Annotated in this window: 14 protein-coding genes; 5 read left to right on the top strand and 9 right to left on the bottom strand. The window is 72.2% G+C overall.

Going from position 1 to position 17,346, the window contains the following annotated elements:
- Positions 1-36: 36 nt before the first annotated feature.
- Genes hisC through hisG form a run of 3 tightly spaced genes read right to left on the bottom strand, consistent with a single transcriptional unit; the run spans position 37 to position 4,194 of the window.
- Positions 37-1,140, bottom strand: coding sequence for a histidinol-phosphate transaminase (gene hisC, locus B5F23_RS02000; protein ID WP_087351048.1), 1,104 nt, complete (start codon positions 1,138-1,140; stop codon positions 37-39).
- A gap of 2 nt (positions 1,141-1,142) precedes the next feature.
- Entirely contained in the window at positions 1,143-2,528 is a 1,386-nt protein-coding gene (hisD, locus tag B5F23_RS02005; RefSeq protein ID WP_087351052.1) for a histidinol dehydrogenase, read from the bottom strand.
- A 1-nt stretch (position 2,529) separates the two neighbouring features.
- Positions 2,530-4,194: an ATP phosphoribosyltransferase gene (gene hisG, locus B5F23_RS02010; RefSeq protein ID WP_241145767.1), complete on the bottom strand. Its 1,665-nt coding sequence runs from the start codon at positions 4,192-4,194 to the stop codon at positions 2,530-2,532.
- A gap of 340 nt (positions 4,195-4,534) precedes the next feature.
- On the opposite strand from hisG, the gene B5F23_RS02015 reads away from it, so the two are divergent.
- Entirely contained in the window at positions 4,535-5,020 is a 486-nt protein-coding gene (locus tag B5F23_RS02015) for a hypothetical protein (protein ID WP_087351058.1), read from the top strand.
- A gap of 44 nt (positions 5,021-5,064) precedes the next feature.
- Here B5F23_RS02015 and murJ read toward each other — a convergent pair whose 3' ends face one another.
- The 5 genes from murJ to B5F23_RS02040 form a co-directional block, all read right to left on the bottom strand.
- Complete coding sequence (gene murJ / locus B5F23_RS02020) at positions 5,065-6,741, bottom strand: murein biosynthesis integral membrane protein MurJ (protein WP_241145768.1); 1,677 nt, start codon at positions 6,739-6,741, stop codon at positions 5,065-5,067.
- A gap of 322 nt (positions 6,742-7,063) precedes the next feature.
- Positions 7,064-7,561 (bottom strand): Cys-tRNA(Pro) deacylase, encoded by a 498-nt coding sequence (gene ybaK / locus B5F23_RS02025; protein WP_087351060.1) that lies wholly within the window; start codon positions 7,559-7,561, stop codon positions 7,064-7,066.
- A 4-nt stretch (positions 7,562-7,565) separates the two neighbouring features.
- Positions 7,566-10,439 (bottom strand): excinuclease ABC subunit UvrA, encoded by a 2,874-nt coding sequence (gene uvrA, locus B5F23_RS02030; protein ID WP_087351063.1) that lies wholly within the window; start codon positions 10,437-10,439, stop codon positions 7,566-7,568.
- 305 nt (positions 10,440-10,744) lie between these two features.
- Positions 10,745-11,851: an MBL fold metallo-hydrolase gene (locus tag B5F23_RS02035; protein WP_087351065.1), complete on the bottom strand. Its 1,107-nt coding sequence runs from the start codon at positions 11,849-11,851 to the stop codon at positions 10,745-10,747.
- Positions 11,844-12,302 carry a YhcH/YjgK/YiaL family protein gene (locus B5F23_RS02040; protein WP_087351069.1) on the bottom strand — a complete coding sequence of 153 codons (459 nt, stop codon included), beginning with the start codon at positions 12,300-12,302 and terminating at the stop codon, positions 11,844-11,846. The genes B5F23_RS02035 and B5F23_RS02040 overlap by 8 nt, the downstream gene beginning before the upstream one ends.
- A gap of 135 nt (positions 12,303-12,437) precedes the next feature.
- On the opposite strand from B5F23_RS02040, the gene B5F23_RS02045 reads away from it, so the two are divergent.
- The 4 genes from B5F23_RS02045 to B5F23_RS02060 all read left to right on the top strand — a co-directional run bounded on the left by B5F23_RS02045 (position 12,438) and on the right by B5F23_RS02060 (position 17,047).
- A complete protein-coding gene (locus B5F23_RS02045) occupies positions 12,438-13,319 on the top strand; it encodes an Mrp/NBP35 family ATP-binding protein (protein ID WP_087351072.1) in 882 nt (293 codons plus the stop codon).
- Between the two features lies 1 nt (position 13,320).
- Complete coding sequence (locus B5F23_RS02050; protein WP_087351074.1) at positions 13,321-14,517, top strand: NAD(P)/FAD-dependent oxidoreductase; 1,197 nt, start codon at positions 13,321-13,323, stop codon at positions 14,515-14,517.
- 359 nt (positions 14,518-14,876) lie between these two features.
- Complete coding sequence (locus tag B5F23_RS02055; protein ID WP_087351077.1) at positions 14,877-16,565, top strand: NAD(P)/FAD-dependent oxidoreductase; 1,689 nt, start codon at positions 14,877-14,879, stop codon at positions 16,563-16,565.
- Between the two features lie 5 nt (positions 16,566-16,570).
- Complete coding sequence (locus tag B5F23_RS02060; RefSeq protein WP_087351080.1) at positions 16,571-17,047, top strand: GNAT family N-acetyltransferase; 477 nt, start codon at positions 16,571-16,573, stop codon at positions 17,045-17,047.
- Between the two features lie 16 nt (positions 17,048-17,063).
- On the opposite strand, the gene B5F23_RS02065 is transcribed toward B5F23_RS02060, so the two are convergent.
- Positions 17,064-17,345 carry a PTS galactitol transporter subunit IIB gene (locus B5F23_RS02065; RefSeq protein WP_087351082.1) on the bottom strand — a complete coding sequence of 94 codons (282 nt, stop codon included), beginning with the start codon at positions 17,343-17,345 and terminating at the stop codon, positions 17,064-17,066.
- Position 17,346 lies beyond the last annotated feature (1 nt).

The raw sequence follows: 17,346 nt of genomic DNA on the forward strand, positions 1-17,346 counted from the left end.
GTGATACGAAGGGACGCTCCCCTCGTATCGTTGCGTCTATGATGATACGGAGGGACGCTCCCCTCGTATCGCGGCGAGCGCGTCGAGAAGGGCGTCGTTCTCCTCGCGCGTGCCCACGGTGACCCGCAGGCAGTCGTCGAGCCCCGGGGCGGAGCTGAAGTCGCGCACCAGGACCGAGTGCTCGTCGCGCAGGCGCCGGCGCACCTCCGCGGCGTGCGGCACGCGCACGAGCACGAAGTTGGCCGCGCTCGGCCAGACCCGCACGCCGCCCAGCCCCGCGAGCCCCGCCGCCAGGCGCGCCCGCTCGGCGACGACGTCGGCCACCACGGGCGCAAGCGCGTCCCGGCGTTCCACCGCGGCGAGCGCGACGGCCTGCGCGAGCACGTCAACGGAGTATATCTGACGCACGGCCGCGAGCGCGTCGACCACCGACGGGTTTGCCAAGAGGTAACCAACGCGCAACCCGGCGAGCGCGAACGCCTTGGAGAGCGTCCTGAGCACCATGAGGCGACCCTCGTGCTCCACCCACGGCGCCACGCTCGCCTCCTCGCCCGCAAACTCGACGTACGCCTCGTCCACGAGCACGAGGGCGTCCGTCTCGTCGAGGAGGCGCCGCACGAGCGCGCGGTCGACCAGGTCGCCGGTGGGGTTGTTGGGCGAGGTCAGGATCACGAGCGCCGCGCCCTCCGCGGCCGCCACGAGCGCGTCGGCGTCGATCGAGAAGTCGTCCGCGTCGCGCGGCACGCCGCGCACCTCGGTCTCGGTCATCCTGGCGAAGTTGGCGTACTCGGCAAAGTCTGGCGGGCAGGTCACGAGGACGCGCCCCGGCCCGCCGAAGGCGAAGAGCAGGTTGAAGAGGAGCTCGTCGCCGCCGTTTCCCACCACCACGTGCGCGCGGTCGGTGCCGTGGCGGCGCGCGAGCGCGTCGCGCAGGTCGTTGGCCATCGGGTCGGGGTAGCGGTTGAGCGGCGTGGCGAGAAGCGCCGCGGAGATTGCCTCGCGCGCCTCGTCCGGCAGCTCGTGGGTGTTCTCGTTGGCCGAGAGGTTCACGCGGCACGGGGAGAAGGCCGGGTCGTACGGCTCGAAGGAGCGCAGCGCCGGCCGCAGGCGGGCGGCGACGTCGAGGTTCTTCTCGCCCATGGCTATCCCCTCCCGCCGAGGCCCGGGAGCGGCACGCCCGCGGGCGCGGGCAGGTCCTCGGGCCAGGCGACGCGATGCGCGCCCTCGGTCACGGCCTCCCCGCCCTCCGCCAGGCGGCGGCGCAGGCCCACCGAGAGCGCGTGCGCCCAGAGGCCCTCGGCCTGGGCCAGGGTCTGGGTGGCCTCGGCGTCGGCGAGAAGCCCCTCGGGCGTGTAGCAGATCACGCTCGAGCGCTTCTGGAAGTCGTAGACGCCGAGCGGGCTGGAGAAGCGCGCCGTGCCGCCGGTGGGCAGCGTGTGGTTGGGGCCGGCGACGTAGTCACCGAGCGGCTCGGAGCTCCAGGCGCCCACGAAGATGGCGCCGGCGTTCCTGATCCTCCCGACGAGGCCGAGGGCGTCCTCGCAGTGGAGCTCGAGGTGCTCGGGGGCGATGACGTTCACCGCGTCGACGGCGGCCCCGAGGTCCTCGGCGACGACGACCACGCCGCGCTCGTCGAGCGAGGCGCGGGTGACGTCCTCGCGCGGGCTCTGCGCCACGAGGCGCTCCACGGCGCCAAGCACGCGCCCGGGAAGCTCGTCGTCGCAGGTCACGAGGTAGCAGGAGGCCATCGGGTCGTGCTCGGCCTGGGCCATGAGGTCGGCGGCGACCACCACGGGGTCGGCCGTGGCGTCCGCGAGCACGCAGACCTCGGAGGGGCCTGCGACCATGTCGATGCCCACGTCGCCGGAGACGTAGCGCTTCGCCGCGGCCACGTAGGCGTTGCCCGGCCCCACGATCTTCTCGACCGCGGGGATGGTCTCGGTTCCGTAGGCCGCCGCGGCGACGGCCTGGGCGCCGCCCACGGCGTACACCTCGTCCACGCCCGCGAGCGCGGCGGCGGCGAGCGTGTAGGCCGAGAGCGTGCCGTCGCTCTGGGGCGGCGTGAGCATGACGACGCGGCCCACGCCGGCCACCTTGGCCGGGATGGTGTCCATGAGGACGGTGGAGGGGTACTGCGCCCTCCCGCCCGGGACGTACACGGCGGCGGACGCCACGGGCGTCACCTGGACGCCGAGCAGCGTGCCGTCCGCGCGCGTGGTGAACCAGGACTGCTCGCGCTCGCGCTCGTGGAAGGAGCGGATCTGGTCGCGGGCGCGCGTGAGGGCCGCCAGGAACTCGGGCGGCACGAGCTCGAGGGCTCCGGCCACGAGCTCGTCGGGCACGCGAAACGACGTCGGGCAGGCGCGGTCGAAGCGCAGGCAGCACTCGCGCACCGCCGCGTCCCCGCGCTCCCTCACGTCGTCCACGATCTTCTCGGCCGCCGCCATGACCTCCTCGGGCAGGGCGCCGGTGCGGTTGAGGTCGGACTGCGAGAGGCGCCGGCCTGCGCTCAGCGTGACGGTTCTCATCCTAGGGCTCCCTTCCGGCGACCTTGGCGAGACGTGCCGCGAGGTCGCGAATCCTCGAGTCGCAGCGGTAGGCGGCGGGCCCCGCGAAGAAGCGCGCCGAGCAGGACATGACCTCGTCAACGATCACGAGGTCGTTCTCGGCCAGCGTGGTGCCCGTCGCCGTGATGTCCACGATGCGGTCGGCCATGCCCACGATCGGGCCGAGCTCGATGTTGCCGTGCAGGGCCACGATGTCCACCCGCTGCCCGATGGAGTCGTAGTAGAGCTGCGTGACGCGGGGGTACTTGGTCGCCACGCGCACCGACCCGCGCCAGGCGTAGTTGCGCTCGGCCTGGCCCGCGCGCGAGGCGGGCTCGGCGACCACGAAGCGGCACGCCCCGTAGCCGAGGTCGACGAGCTGTAGCAGGTCGAGGTTGGCCTCGACGAGCGAGTCGGTGCCGCAGATGCCGCAGTCGGCGCCGCCGTGGCCCACGAAGGCGGGGGCGTCCTGGGCGCGGACGATGACGTACTCCACGTCGCCCTCGCGGATGACGAGCTTGCGCCCGGGGTCGGAGAGCTCGGAGGTGGGAAGGCCCGCCGCCGCCAGCGCCGCCACCGTGTCGGCAAAGAGCGACCCCTTGGGGACGGCGACGCGCAGCGGGCGCTCGGCCAGGCGGACGCCCGGCGTCACCACGCCCGACTCCCCCGGCTCCCCGAGCACCTCCTGGAGGCGCTCGAGCGAGAGCGCGAATCCGCAGGCGGCGAGCCCGGGGCGCCCGAGGTTGGCGAGGACCGCGTCGTAGCGGCCGCCCGATCCCAGGCTCGCGGCGATGCCCTCGGCGTAGCCCTTGAAGACGATCCCGGTGTAGTAGTCGAAGGAGTTGATGATCGAGAAGTCGAAGGAGAGGCGGCCGTCCTCGAAGAGGTCCTCGAGCACCGCCGCGAGCGCCTCGAGCTCGGCGGTGCCGCGCGACGCTGCCTCGACGCCGGCGGAGGCGAGAAGCGCGTCAAGGCGCCCGATCACCTCCGCCCCGCCGCTCATGCGGCAGACCTCGCGCAGGGCCCGCGCCGCCTCGGGCGGGAGGCCCGGCGTGGACGCGACGAGCTCGTCGAGGGTGACGAGGTCCGAGTCGTGCACGAGCGCGAGCACCCGCTCGCGGAAGTCCGCGGAGGGCGCGCACGTGGCGAGAAGCGCGGTGAGCGGGGTCACCGAGCCGAAGACGATGCGCCAGTCGGGCACCTCGAGGGCCGAGAGCGCCTCGGCGAGCAGGCGGACGACCTCGGTCTCCGCAGCGGCACCGTCCGTCCCCACGAGCTCGACGCCGAGCTGCGTGAACTGGCGGGGCTGGCCGCGCAGGCTCTGCTCCTCGCGCACGACCGGCGCGCTGTAGCGGAAGCGAGCGGGGAGCTCGCCTGCTCCCACGCGCCCAGCCACGAGGCGCGCCACGGGCAGGGTGAGGTCCGGGCGCAGCATGAGCAGGGTGCCGTCCGCGTCGAAGAGCTGGAACGGCGTGTCCTTGATCCGCCCCCCGCGCTCGAGCGCGGCGCGGTCCTCGAGCAGCGGCGTCTCGACGGGAAGGTAGCCGTGCGAGGAGAAGACCCCGCGCACGACGTCCGTAATGCGCTCGCGCGCGAGCGCCTCCGTCGGAAGGATGTCCCTGAAGCCCCGGGGCGTTGCGGTTCTCACGTCGCTCCTCTCCGCCGCGCGGTGGCGGCCCTCGTCGGTCCCGAATACTTTAGCACAGTAAAGTGATTGCGCAAGGGGTGGTGGGAAGCTGGTGTCCGCACGGCCCCGAGCTGCGGTTTCGACGACTCGGTCACGTGCGGTGAGCCCCGCGGCGGCGCGGGCGGGCTCGTCGCGCCGCTCGCCGGGGACTGTACGCCGCCTGCGAAGAACCCCGCGGGCCGAAGGCGGGCGGCCATGCCCGCCCACCTGCGCGTGGAAGGTGCGCGCAAGCCAGGTGGAAGGTCCGCGGAAGGTGCCCCCTGCTACGCTGTCCGCCCGTTTCCGACCGAAAGGAGCAGACATGGCACTGTATTGGCCCGAGGCGAACCTCGTGGTGACCTGCGAGGGGACGGAGCGGCAGGAGGGCGCCTGGCCGGGGAGCGCGCTCGTCATAGCGATGCGTCCCGAGCAGGCGGACGGCGACGCCTTCGTCGAGGCGGTCCGGGAGCTCGTGGTGGACCGGACCCTCGACCGGCGCCGGGCCACGCTCGACTACATCCTCGAGCACGGCGGCGAGATGCCCGAGCCGACCAGCTCGGCCCCGGTCGAGGGGGTCGAGCAGAGCGCCGCCGTCGAGGCCGAGTCGCGCCTGCGCGAGCGCCTCGTGCGGGAGGCTCGCGAGGCGCGCGACGGGGCCGAGGCGGACGCGTGGCCGGATGAGGGGCCCGTGCGCTGGCACGGCTTTCCCGACGTGATGCCGAGCGACCCCCTCGCCCTCGGCCCCCTGGGGGCGCAGGTGGTCTACCTCTCGGTGGAGAACTGCGAGGAGCTCGTGGTGGGACGCTGAGGCGCCGGGCGGGCGGGGCGCGCTGACGTCGGCGCGTCCCGCCGTCAGCGGTGGAGCAGGCGCCCCGCGAGCCGACTGATCATCCCGGCCTCGGGCACGCGCAGCAGCAGGGCGCCGCCGTAGGTCACGAGCAGCGCGGGCACGCCGGCGGCCACGCAGTAGGCGACCGAGCGGAGCATCGACCCCGCGCAGTCGCCAAGCGATGAGTTGAGCAGGGCGAGGAGGGCGGCGCCCACGGCCGCGCCGGCCAGGCCGAGCGCGGCGGAGCGCAGGGCGGCGAGCAGCACGGAGCCCAGGCCGATCCTGCCGAGCGCGGCGCGCAGGCTCCAGAACATGACGACGCACAGCGTCACGAAGAACAGCGTCGAGGAGAGCGCCACGAAGTCCAGCCCGAAGCGCGGGGTCAGCGCGAGGAGGGCGACCACCTGCACCACGGCCGCCACGGCGTTGGCCACGGCGCACAGGGCCATCCTGCGCATCGCCGAGGCGACCTTCTGCAGGTACATGTAGACCGCGTAGGCCGGCAGCGAGACCGCGTAGGCGCCGAGGTAGGACGCCGTCATGGAGAGCGCGTCGGCAGAGAAGCTGCCCGCGGCGAGAACCGAGATGAGCGGCACCGAGAAGACCATGAGGTAGAGCATGAACGGGACGGAGAAGAACAGGATCTGGCTCGTTCCGGAGGCGATGCCGCGCGTGAACGAGCCCCTGTCGCCGCGCGCCCAGCTGTCGGAGAGCTCGGTGAACATCGCCGTGGTGATCGGCACCGTGAGGATGGAGTACGGCAGGGTGTACCACAGGCGCGAGTAGTACGTGATCGACGCCCCCGTCGCCACGACGGAGAGCGCCGAGCTCGACTGCACCGAGGTGGTCACGAACGAGGCAACGACCACGGCGACGGAGGGCACGCCGATCTTGAGCGTCTCCCTGAGCAGCGGGTCCCTCAGGTCAACGCGAAAGCGCAGCCGGATGCCGTGGCGCAGCATCGGGGGTATCTGCAGGGCGACCTGCACGGCCACGCCGAGCGGGTTGCCCAGGGCCAGGACGAGCAGCGCGAGCTCCGGGTTCTTGTCGGCGAGAAACGCGTAGGCGAGGAAGGAGGCCGTGGTCACGAAGTTGTTGAAGATCGGCGCCGCCTGCCCCCAGAAGTAGTCGCGCTCCGCGTTGAGCACGCCGGAGAAGATCGACGAGAGCGCGTAGAGCACGACCTCGATCACGAAGAAGCGGAAGAAGTAGACGGTGAGGTCGAAGTCGAACTCGTCGGTCGCGGTGAAGGACTGCGTGTAGACCATCTGCGACGCGAAGACGAAGCCCAGGACCGTAACCGCGCCCATGACGAGAAGGACGATGGAGACGAGGTTGGAGGTGTACTCGCTCGCCCCCTCGGTGCCTGCCCGCTTCTTGACGGACATGTAGACCGGCAGGAACGCCGTGGTGAGCATGCCCGCGGCGACGAGCTCGTAGAGCTGGTTGGGGAGGTTGTTGGCGATGGAGTAGCAGCTCGCCATGACCGTGACGCCGATGGCGTACGCCTGCCCCCACGTGCGGAGGAACCCCGTGAGGCGGCTCACCACCACGAGCACGCTCATGAGCGCGGCGCTGCGCCCGACCTGCTCCTGGGTGTCGGACTCGCGGGCGGCGCGGGCGTCGATGCGCGTGGTGAGCTCGGCGTCCTCGCCGAGGCGCCTCATGTGCTTTGGCTGGTATGCGGGCGTGCGACTCACCTGTCTGCCTCCTCGCGTCGCGGGCAAAGACCCTTTATCTTCTCACCGCCCCGCCCCGCACGGAGGGCGCCGCGCGGATTTCCCGCCGTTTCCCCACAGTGACGCGCGACGAGCACCGCCCGGATTTCCCGCCGCGCCGCTCCCGTCGGGCCGCACAATTCCGGAATTGTGCGGCCGGGCGGGGCGTGCGGAGGGGGTTCTCCCAGTTGAGGTTCTTCTCGCGCTTAGAGAAGCCGGGTTGTCCCGGTCGCTTCTCGCACAATTCCGGAATTGTGCGGCCGCGGGAGCCGAGGGCCGAGAAGCGCCGCGAAGCCGGGAGCGCCTAGCGCACCAGGTCGGCGTAGGCGGCGCCGCAGAAGCTCGCGAGGTCGTCCGGGGCGAGGACGAGCGAGAGGCCGCGCCGCCCGCCGGAGACGTGGATCTTGTCGAAGAGCTGGGCGGTCTCGTCGATCAGCGTGGGGAAGCGCCGCTTCATGCCCACCGGCGAGCATCCCCCGCGCACGTAGCCCGTCGTCGGCTCGAGGTCGCGGACGTGCATCATCGCGAGGCTCTTCTCGCCCGCCGCTGCCGCCGCCTTCTTGAGGTCGAGCTCGTCGGCCACCGGGATGCAACACACCACGTGCTCCCCTCCCGGCGTCACGCACACGAGCGTCTTGAAGCTCGCGGCCGGGTCCTCCCCCAGCATCTGCGCGATGTGCAGGCCGAGCTCGCTCGAGGTGTCGGACTCGTCCACCTCGTACGTCTCGTACGAGAAGGGCACGCCCGCCGCCTCGAGCTCGCGCATGGCGTTGGTCTTCTGAAGCTTCTCGCGCCGCGCCACGGGGCTACTCCCCCGCGTGCCGCGCGCGGTCGCGCTCGAGCACCTGGCGCAGGAACTGGCCCGTGTAGCTGCCCGGAACCTCGGCGACCTTCTCGGGCGTGCCGTAGGCGACCACCGTGCCGCCCCCGTCGCCGCCCTCCGGGCCCATGTCGAGCACGCGGTCGGCCATCTTGATGACGTCGAGGTTGTGCTCGATCACGAGCACCGTGTTGCCGGCGTCCACGAGCTTCTCGAGCACCTCAACGAGCTGGCGCACGTCCTCGAAGTGCAGGCCCGTGGTGGGCTCGTCGAGGATGTAGAAGGTCTTGCCCGTCTGCTGGCGGTGCAGCTCCTTGGCGAGCTTGACGCGCTGGGCCTCGCCGCCCGAGAGCGTGGTCGAGCTCTGCCCCAGGTGGATGTAGCCGAGGCCCACGTCGTAGAGGGTCTGCAGCTTGTTCTTGATGCGCGGGATGTTGGAGAAGAACGCCAGCGCCTCGTGGACCGTCATGTCGAGCACGTCTGAGATGGACTTGCCGTGGTAGAGCACCTCGAGCGTCTCGCGGTTGTAGCGCCTGCCGTGACAGACCTCGCAGGGCACGTAGACGTCCGGCAGGAAGTTCATCTCGATCTTGATCTGGCCGTCGCCCTTGCAGGCCTCGCAGCGGCCGCCGGGGACGTTGAACGAGAAGCGCCCCGGGCTGTAGCCGCGCGCCCGGCTCTCGGGCAGCGAGGCGAAGAGCGCCCGCAGGTCGTCCCACAGGCCGATGTAGGTGGCCGGGTTGGACCGCGGGGTCCGGCCGATGGGAGACTGGTCGATGTCGATGACCTTGTCGACGAGCTCGACGCCCTCGAGCTTCTTGTAGGGGCCGACGGGGCGCTTGGAGCGGTGGACCGCGTTGGTGAGCGCGGGCGCGATGGTGTCCGTGACCAGCGAGCTCTTGCCCGACCCGGAGACGCCCGTGACCACCGTGAGGGTGCCGAGCTCGATCTTGGCGCTGACGCCGCGCAGGTTGTTTGCCGCGGCGCCGGAAATCTTGATCGCGCCCTTGCGCGGGTTGCGGCGCTTCTCGGGCAGGCGCACCTCGCGCCTGCCGGTGAGGTAGGCGCCCGTGATCGACTCCGGGCACGCCGCGATCTGGTCCGGCGTGCCGGCCGCCACCACGCGCCCGCCCAGCTCGCCGGCGCCCGGGCCCATGTCGATCACGTAGTCGGCGGCGCGGATGGTGTCCTCGTCGTGCTCGACCACGATCACGGTGTTGCCCTGGTCCCTCAGGCGCTTGAGGGTCTCGATGAGGCGGTTGTTGTCGCGCTGGTGCAGGCCGATGGAGGGCTCGTCGAGGATGTAGAGCACGCCCATGAGGCCGGCGCCGATCTGCGTGGCAAGGCGGATGCGCTGCGCCTCGCCGCCCGAGAGCGTGGCGGCCGCGCGGCTGAGCGTGAGGTAGTCGAGGCCCACGTTCACGAGGAAGCGCAGGCGCGCGAGGATCTCCTTGACCACGGGGCCGGCGATGAACTCCTGGCGCTCCGAGAGCTCGAGGCCGTCGAAGAACGCCAGGCACTCCTTGCAGGAGAGCTCGCAGACCTCCCAGATGTTCTTCTCGCCCACCGTGACGGAGAGTATCTCCGGCTTGAGGCGCGCGCCGTGGCACGTGGAGCACGGGACCTCCCGGATGTACTTCTCGTACTTGGCGCGCATGGCCTCGGAGGTGGTCTCCTGGTAGCGGTCGAACAGGATCTTGCGCACGCCGGCGTACGTGGTGAACCAGTGCGTGTTGCGCCCGTCGCGCGTGAGGTAGTCCACGCGGACCTTGGTGGAGCCCAGGCCGTCGAGAAGCGCGGTCTGGACCTTCTTGGGGAGCTCGGACCACGGGGTGTCCTCCGAGACGCCGAGGTGGCGGCAGACGGCGGCGAGCACCTGCGGGTAGTAGTTGGAGTGGCCGAAGAGCCCGCCGAAGACGCCGCCCGCCACGGACAGCGACGGGTCCTCGATCAGGGCCTCCGCGTCGACGACCTTGCGAAAGCCCAGGCCGTCGCAGTCCGGGCACGCGCCGTAGGGGGCGTTGAAGGAGAAGTCGCGCGGCTGGAGGTCGTCCATGGAGTGGCCGTGCTCGGGGCAGGCCAGCGCGAGCGAGTAGCTCAGCAGCTCGCCGGGGAGGCGCTCCGGGTCGTCGCGGTCGGGGAGCAGGTAGAAGCCGACCCTGCCCTGCGCGAGCTTGGTGGCCTGCTCCACGGCCTCGGCGATGCGCCCGAGCGAGCCCTCGCGCACCACGATGCGGTCGACCACGACCTCGACGTTGTGGCGCAGCTTCTTCTCCAGGCGGATCTCCTCGTCGCCGAGCTCGCGCACCTCGCCGTCGATGCGCACGCGGGAGAAGCCCTCGCGGCGCAGGTCTTCGAAGAGCTTGGTGTACTCGCCCTTGCGGTCGAGCACCACCGGGGCGAGCACGAGGGCGCGGCGCCCCTGCGCGCGCTCGAGGACCTTGTCTGCCACCTGGTCGGTGGTCTGCCGCTCGATGACGCGCCCGCACTCCGGGCAGCGCGGCGTGCCCACGCGGGCGAACAGCAGGCGCAGGTAGTCATAGATCTCCGTGACGGTGCCCACCGTGGATCGCGGGTTTCTCGAGGTGGTCTTCTGGTCGATGGAGACGGCCGGGGAGAGGCCGTCGATGCTGTCCAGGTCCGGCTTGTCCATCTGGCCGAGGAACTGGCGCGCGTAGCTGGAGAGGCTCTCCACGTAGCGGCGCTGGCCCTCCGCGTAGATGGTGTCGAACGCGAGGCTCGACTTGCCCGAGCCGGAGAGGCCCGTGATCACGACGAGCTTGTCGCGGGGTATGTCAACGTCCACGTCCGCGAGGTTGTGCTCGCGCGCGCCGCGGATGGAAATGCAGCTCTGGGCCATGTGGGGGCCTCCCGTGTTGCGAGTTTTTAGCCGCTCTAGTGTAGCCGAGCGCCGGCGGCGCGGAGGCCCGTTGCGGCGGCTCCACGGGATATGCAAACACGTGTACGGTCGAGAAGAACGTGAGCGCGCAGGTTATGGACGGTTTGGCGGCCCGAAGCGTCCGGAACCCGCACGTTTCCCCAATAGGTGCAGGTTGTGGACGTTTTTCTCGTCCAAAGCGTCCGGAACCTGCACGTACCCGGAATCCATGCAGGTTGTGGACGGTTCGGGAGGACAAAGCGTCCGGAACCTGCACGTACGCGCGCCTACGACGGGAAGTAGCGGCTCACGCCGTCGGCCCCGCGCTCGCGGCGCGCCGCGCCCGTCGCCACCAGGTGGTCGAGGTGCGCCACGCTCTCGGAGACGAGGAACCACCGCGTGAGCGCCGGCGTCTGCGCCCAGTGGTCGAAGGGCGCGCGCCAGCCGAGTTCGCCCACCAGCTCGAAGCCCGTGCGGCCCGGCTCCGCCTCGATGGCCGCCAGGGCCCGCGCGCTGCGCCGCTCGTGGTGGGCGGCGTTGGCGAGGCAGCGCTCGGAGACGTCCCCCTCCTGGAGCCCGTGGCCCATGAAGGCGTGCTCGATCCCCATGCCCGCGAGGCGCCGCAGCGTCTTGAGCTGCGCCCCGAGCGGGTCCTCGCCCTCGCCCCAGAAGCCTATGCAGGTGGAGCACAGGAACAGGACCGCGTCGCCGAGAAACGCCGTGCGCGAGCGGGGCTCCCAGAGCACGCACTGCCCCTGCGTGTGGCCCGGCGCGGGGACGACCTCGAACGACCAGCGGCCGCAGCCCACCGGGGAGCCGGCCGCCACCGTCTCGAAGGCGACTCTCTCGCGCTCGAAGTTGACCACGTGGTCCCAGATCACGTCCGCCAGCTCGGCGGCCTCGGCGGCGGGGGCGCCCTCCGCGGCGAGGCGGGCGGCCATCTCGTCCCTCCACGCCTCCACGGCGAAGCGGCGCATGTCGGCGAGCACGCCCTCCGGCACGAGCACGCGCGCGCCCGCCTCAGCGAGCTCGCGCGCGAGCCCCACGTGGTCGATGTGGGCGTGGGTGCAGAAGAGCGTCGTGCGCGCAGGGTCCACCCCCAGCCCGAGCAGGGCGCGCATGAGGCGCGTGTCGTTCATGGGGTCGGGCGTGCCCGCGTCCACCACGAGCGCCTCCCCGCCGTCGAGCACCACGAAGGCGTTCACGGAGGGCAGGAACGTGTCGTGCATGAGGAGCTCGACGCGCCAGACCTCGGGCTCGTCGAGAACGCGGGCGCAGGTGAAGCCGTCGCCGTCGAGGGTGAAGCAGTTGGGCCCGCAGCCCCCGCCCCACTCGTCGGCGGCGGGCAGGGACTCCGCGCCGGCGCCGGGCGCGTCGTACTTCTCGCTAGTCAACGAGCACCTTCACGCAGACCTTCTTGAGCGGCGCCGGCTCGCCGGGGCAGCAGCCGGGCTTGTGCGCGTCGCACGGCGGCGTGACCACGAGGTCGCCGGGGCGCAGCGTGGCCCAGGCCTCGCGGTCGCCCGGCACGTACAGGCCGAAGTCGTCAGCCTCGGAGAACTCGCCCACCGGCTCGCACTCCCCCACCGGCGCCACGCCCATCAGCTCCTCGCCGGAGATGACGTAGTGGACGTCGGCGTAGCGGCGGTGCGCCTCGTAGTTCTTCTCGCCAGGGCGGACCGTGGTGAGCTCCTGGACGTTGGCAAAGACCTCGTCGCCCATGATCTCGTGGCGGCCGGGGGCGAGCTCGGCCAGGTCGGGACGCGTGAGGAACTCGAGCGCCTTGGCCATGCGCGCGGAGGTGACGTCGTTGCGGGCGGCGTCTGCGAGGGACGTGAAGATCATGGGGCCTCCATCTCTGTGTCGGCGGGCGGTGTGCCTGGCCCAAGTATGAACCATCCCGGACTCCCCCTTGGGTAGAATCGTCTCGTCGCACAAACGCCGCGCGCCCGACGGCGCGCCAAGGGAGAGGAACCACGCATGGAGAAGAGCGAGCAGGACAGGCTCCGCGAGGAGGTCGACGAGGTCCTGCACGGCAGCAAGGGCGCCGCGCAGCCTCCCCAGGTCGAGGAGCAGAACGCGTGCTCGAACGTGCGCCACGTCATCGGCGTGGTGTCGGGCAAGGGGGGCGTGGGCAAGTCGCTCGTGTGCGGCATCCTCGCCGTGAACCTGGCCCGCCGCGGCGCGCGCGTGGGCATCCTGGACGCCGACATCACCGGCCCCTCGGTCCCGCGCATGATGGGGCTCGCCGGGGAGCGCGCCCGCGCGGTCGACGAGCTGCTCGTCCCCAACCGGACCGCGGGGGGCATCAAGGTCATGAGCGCCAACCTCGTGCTCGAGCACGAGAGCGACCCGGTGCTCTGGCGCGGCCCGGTGGTCGCCGGGGCCATCAAGCAGTTCTGGAGCGAGTGCGCCTGGGGCGAGCTCGACTACCTGCTCGTGGACATGCCCCCGGGAACCGGCGACGTGGCGCTCACGGTCTTCCAGTCGCTGCCCGTGGACGGCGTGGTGATCGTGAGCTCCCCGCAGGACCTCGTGCAGATGGTCGTGGGCAAGGCCGTCAACATGGCAAACCTCATGCAGGTCCCGGTGCTCGGTCTCGTGGAGAACATGGCGTACGTGGAGTGCCCGCACTGCGGGGAGAGGATCTACCCCTACGGGCCGAGCCGCCTGGCCGAGACGGCCGAGGCCTTCGACGTCGAGGCGCTCGGGCAGCTGGGGATCGACCCGGCGCTCGCGGCGGCCTGCGACGACGGCACCTTCGAGCGCGCCCTGCCCGAGGGCCTGCTCGCCGAAGCCACCGACACCGTGGTGCGCGTGGCCGAGTTCGTGGACGCGGTGCGCGGCGGGACCGGCGCGTAGCGTGGCACGTACGGCGAGAAGAACCTCGAGGTCGCGAGCGCGCGAGGAGGCGCTCGCGGCGGCGCGGGCGGTCCGCGTGCCGCGGGCGGCAGACGTCGTGGTGGTGGGTGGCGGCGCCTCCGGGCTCGCCGCGGCCGTCGCCGCCGCGGAGGCCGGCGCGCACGTGGTGGCGCTCGAGCGCGACGTGGCGTTCGGGCGGCGTCTGCTCGCCACGGGCAACGGGCGCTGCAACCTTGCCAACGCGCGGCTCGCGTGGGGGCGCTACAACGACGCGGCCTTCGTGGAGGCGGTCTGCGGGACGCCCGAGGGGTTTCTCGCCGACGTGCTGGCGTTCTTCGAGGGATGCGGGCTCGCGGTGGCCGAGGAGGGCGGCGGGCGCATCTACCCGCTTTCGCGGCAGGCGTCCAGCGTGCGCGAGGTCCTTCTCGCCCGGGCGCGGCGGGCCGGCGTGGTGATGGCTGCCGCCCGCGAGGTGACGGGGATCGCGCAGGGCGAGGTTTCCTTTGACGAGGACGGGCGGCGGATCTCCGTTTCCGCCGGCGCCGTGGTGGTCGCGGCGGGCGGCGGCGAGGGGCTGGTGCGCGGGCTCGGGCTCGCGTGCGCGCCGTACGAGCCGGTGCTCTGCTCGCTCGCGTGCCGCCCCGCCACGCCCGAGGTCGACCTCCGCGCGCTCGACGGGAGGCGCGCGCACGTGGTCGCGCGGCTCCTGCGCGAGGGGGCCGAGGTCGCGCGCGAGGAGGGCGAGGCGCTCTTCAGGACCTACGGGGTCTCGGGGATCGTCGCCTTCGACCTCTCGCGGCACGCCCGCCCCGGCGACGTCGTCTCCCTCGACCTCACCTGCGGAATGGACGAGCGGCGCGCGGGCGAGCTCGTGCGCGCCGCCGGCGGCGCCTGCGGCCTGCTCGACCCCGTCGTCGCCGCCGCCCTCGGCCCTGGCGCGGCGAGAAGGGCCCGCGACCTGCGCCTCGTCGTGTCCGGCCCGGCCGAGCCCGAGCGCGCGCAGGTCACCCGGGGAGGCCTGGTGACGGCGCAGTTCTCGCCCAAGACGCTCGAGGCCAGGGCGGTTCCCGGCCTCTTCGCCTGCGGCGAGGCGCTCGACGTGGACGGCGCCTGCGGCGGCTTCAACCTCGCCTGGGCATGGAAGAGCGGCCTGGTGGCAGGCGCGTCCGCCGCGGCGCGAGCCGTCGCCGGGAGGTAGCGCGGGCATCCCGGGCCGAGGTCCCTCTCGCCGCCGGGCGTGACCCGCCCCGCCACGAAAGCGGACCGATTGGGTGTTTGGCGGTGCGCGCGTCTCCCCAGGGGTCCGTTCTGCCAGAAAAGCACGGTGATTGGGTGGCATCCTTGATGCCCGCAGCCCAGAATCTGCCACAAGGCGCCATTTTGGCTCTCCCCTTGCAGGCACTTTGCTCGCATCCGCGACCCCTGGCGCGATCCAACATCAAGGATGCCACCCAGTCGCGCCCCGTTTGCGGCAGAGCGCGACGCCCGCCAGACGCGGCGCCCCATCACGTATCATTGAGCGGACCCCAAACCGGGGGCGGTCGAGAAAGGACGCACATGATCGAGGTCTCAGGCATCCGCGTTGGGCTTCAGGAGCTCGACGGGTCCGACGCCGCCGAGCTCTCCGCGTGCCGCCGCGCGCTGGCACGCCGCCTGCGCATCGGCGAGAAGGACCTCGCGTCTGTCACGCGCCGGCGCCGCTCGATCGACGCCCGCAAGCGCGGCGAGGTGCATCTCACCTTCACGCTGCGTGCCGAGCTCGCGGGCGGCCAGGACGCCGAGCGGGCGCTCCTGCGTCGCCTCTCCAGGCACCGCGCCGAGAAGAACGTGCGGGTCGTGGACGAGGAGCCGTACGGCTTCCCCGAGGTCGTCCCGAGCGCGCCGGCCCTGCGGCCCGTGGTGGTGGGCGCCGGCTGCGCGGGGCTCTTCTGCGCGCTCTCGCTCGCGCGCGCTGGGCTCGAGCCGCTGCTCGTGGAGCGCGGCGACGACGCCACGCGCCGTGGCGAGGTCGTGCGGCGCCACGACGAGACGGGCGAGCTCGACCCCGAGAGCAACATCCAGTTCGGCGTGGGCGGCGCGGGCACCTTCTCAGACGGCAAGCTCCAGACCGGCACGCGCAGCCCGGCGCACCGGCTCATCTTGGAGGAGTTCGTCGCGGCGGGCGCGCAGCGGGAGATCCTCTGGGACGCCAAGCCTCACGTGGGAAGCGACGTGCTGCCCCGCGTTGTCGACGAGCTCGTGCGCCAGATCGAGGCGGCGGGCGGCGAGGTGCGCTGCCGCTGCAGGATGGTCGACCTCGACGTCACGGGAGGGCGCGTGCGCTCGGTGACGCTCGCGCAGGCCGGGGAGGACGGCTCGGTGCGCGAGGAGCGCGTCTCCGCGAGCTGCGTGGTCATGGCCTGCGGGCACTCGGCGCGCGACGTCTTCGAGCTGCTGCGCGAGCGCGGCGTGGCGATGGAGCGCAAGACCTTCGCCATGGGCGTGCGCATCGAGCACCTGCAGGCAAGCGTCGACCGCGCGCTCTGGGGCAGCGCCGCGGGCCACCCCGCGCTCGGCGCCGCGCCCTACAAGCTCTCCTGCCACCTGCCGTCCGGCCGCAGCGCCTTCTCGTTCTGCATGTGCCCCGGCGGCTACGTGGTCTCCGCCGCGAGCGAGCCGGGCGGCGTCTGCACCAACGGCATGAGCCTCTCGGACCGCGCGGGGACAAACGCCAACTCGGGGCTGCTCGCCAACGTCTTCCCGGACGACCTTCCCGGCGACGACGTGCTCGCCGGCGTGGAGCTGCAGCGGGCCTGCGAGCGCGCCGCCTTCGCCGCGGGCGGCGGCGCCTTCGTCGCCCCCGCGCAGCTCGCGGGCGACTTCCTGGCGGGCGCTCCGTCGAGCGCGGGCGGCGAGGTCGTCCCCACCTACCCGCGCGGCGTCGCCTGGGGCAAGGTGGGCCCCTGCCTACCCGACTACGTGAGCGAGACCCTGCGCGCGGCGATCCCCCAGATGGGCCGGCGCCTGCGCGGCTTTGACGCGGCCGACGCCGTGCTCACGGGCGTGGAGACGCGTTCGAGCTCACCGGTGCGCGTGACGCGGGGCGCCGACGGCCAGAGCGTGAGCGTGAGCGGCCTGTGGCCCGTAGGCGAGGGCGCCGGCTACGCGGGCGGCATCATGAGCGCGGCGACCGACGGCATCCTTGCGGCCGAGAAGATCGTGGCGACGTACGCCTCGCACGGGACGGGCGGCCGCGAGCTGAGGTGAGCGACATGGCAGAAATCCTCCCCATGACCGAAGCGGACCTGGAGGCAAAGGCGCGCCTGCACGTGAGGTGCTGGCACGAGACGTACGAGGGTCTCGTCCCTCAGGCTTGGCTCGACGAGAACATCACCTACGGGCGCATGCTCGCCCGACAGCGCAGGATCGGCTGGGAGCGCGTGCTGCTCGCCTGGGACAGAGGCGTGCCCGTGGGCTTTGCGAGCTGGGAGGACGAGGCGCGCGCCTGGGCGGGGCGCCGGGGCGTCTCCGAGGTCTCCTCCATCTACCTGCTGCGCTCCCATCAGGGACGCGGCGTGGGGAGGGCGCTCATGGAGGCCGCGCTCGAGCGCTGCGCGCACGAGAGCGTGGCGCTCCTCGTCCTCGCGGGAAACGACCGCGCGATCGGCTTCTACGAGCACCTGGGCTTCTCGCTCACCGGGCGAAGCGTTGCGGACGAGCCGCTCACCGAGCTCGAGATGTTGCGGTGATGACGCCGGCGGCGCGTCACGCAAAGCGCAGGACGTCCACCAGCTTGGCGAGCTCTTCCTCCTGGTTCATGCCGGTGAGGAAGGCGACGCCGCTCACCACGGGCACGTCGTAGGTCTTCTCGGTGCTCACGACCGGGACGAAGACGTCCGCGTCGGCGAGCGCGTCGTCGAGCTGGTCGACGCCCACGGCGACGACCTCGGCCTCCACGCCCTCCGCCTCCAGGAGCCGGGTGAGCTTGGCCGCCACCATCTCGGAGGTTGCCACACCGGACCCGCACGCCACCACGATCTTTGCCATC

It is taken from the genome of Olsenella sp. An188 (assembly GCF_002160255.1).
Classification (GTDB): domain Bacteria; phylum Actinomycetota; class Coriobacteriia; order Coriobacteriales; family Atopobiaceae; genus Thermophilibacter; species Thermophilibacter avistercoris.

Coding starts and splice junctions, on each gene's coding strand:
- hisC (WP_087351048.1), bottom strand. CDS start 1,140: ATGGGCGAGAAGAACCTCGACGTCGCCGCCCGCCTGCGGCCGGCGCTG.
- hisD (WP_087351052.1), bottom strand. CDS start 2,528: ATGAGAACCGTCACGCTGAGCGCAGGCCGGCGCCTCTCGCAGTCCGAC.
- B5F23_RS02015 (WP_087351058.1), top strand. CDS start 4,535: ATGGCACTGTATTGGCCCGAGGCGAACCTCGTGGTGACCTGCGAGGGG.
- uvrA (WP_087351063.1), bottom strand. CDS start 10,439: ATGGCCCAGAGCTGCATTTCCATCCGCGGCGCGCGCGAGCACAACCTC.
- B5F23_RS02040 (WP_087351069.1), bottom strand. CDS start 12,302: ATGATCTTCACGTCCCTCGCAGACGCCGCCCGCAACGACGTCACCTCC.
- B5F23_RS02045 (WP_087351072.1), top strand. CDS start 12,438: ATGGAGAAGAGCGAGCAGGACAGGCTCCGCGAGGAGGTCGACGAGGTC.
- B5F23_RS02055 (WP_087351077.1), top strand. CDS start 14,877: ATGATCGAGGTCTCAGGCATCCGCGTTGGGCTTCAGGAGCTCGACGGG.
- B5F23_RS02060 (WP_087351080.1), top strand. CDS start 16,571: ATGGCAGAAATCCTCCCCATGACCGAAGCGGACCTGGAGGCAAAGGCG.
- B5F23_RS02065 (WP_087351082.1), bottom strand. CDS start 17,345: ATGGCAAAGATCGTGGTGGCGTGCGGGTCCGGTGTGGCAACCTCCGAG.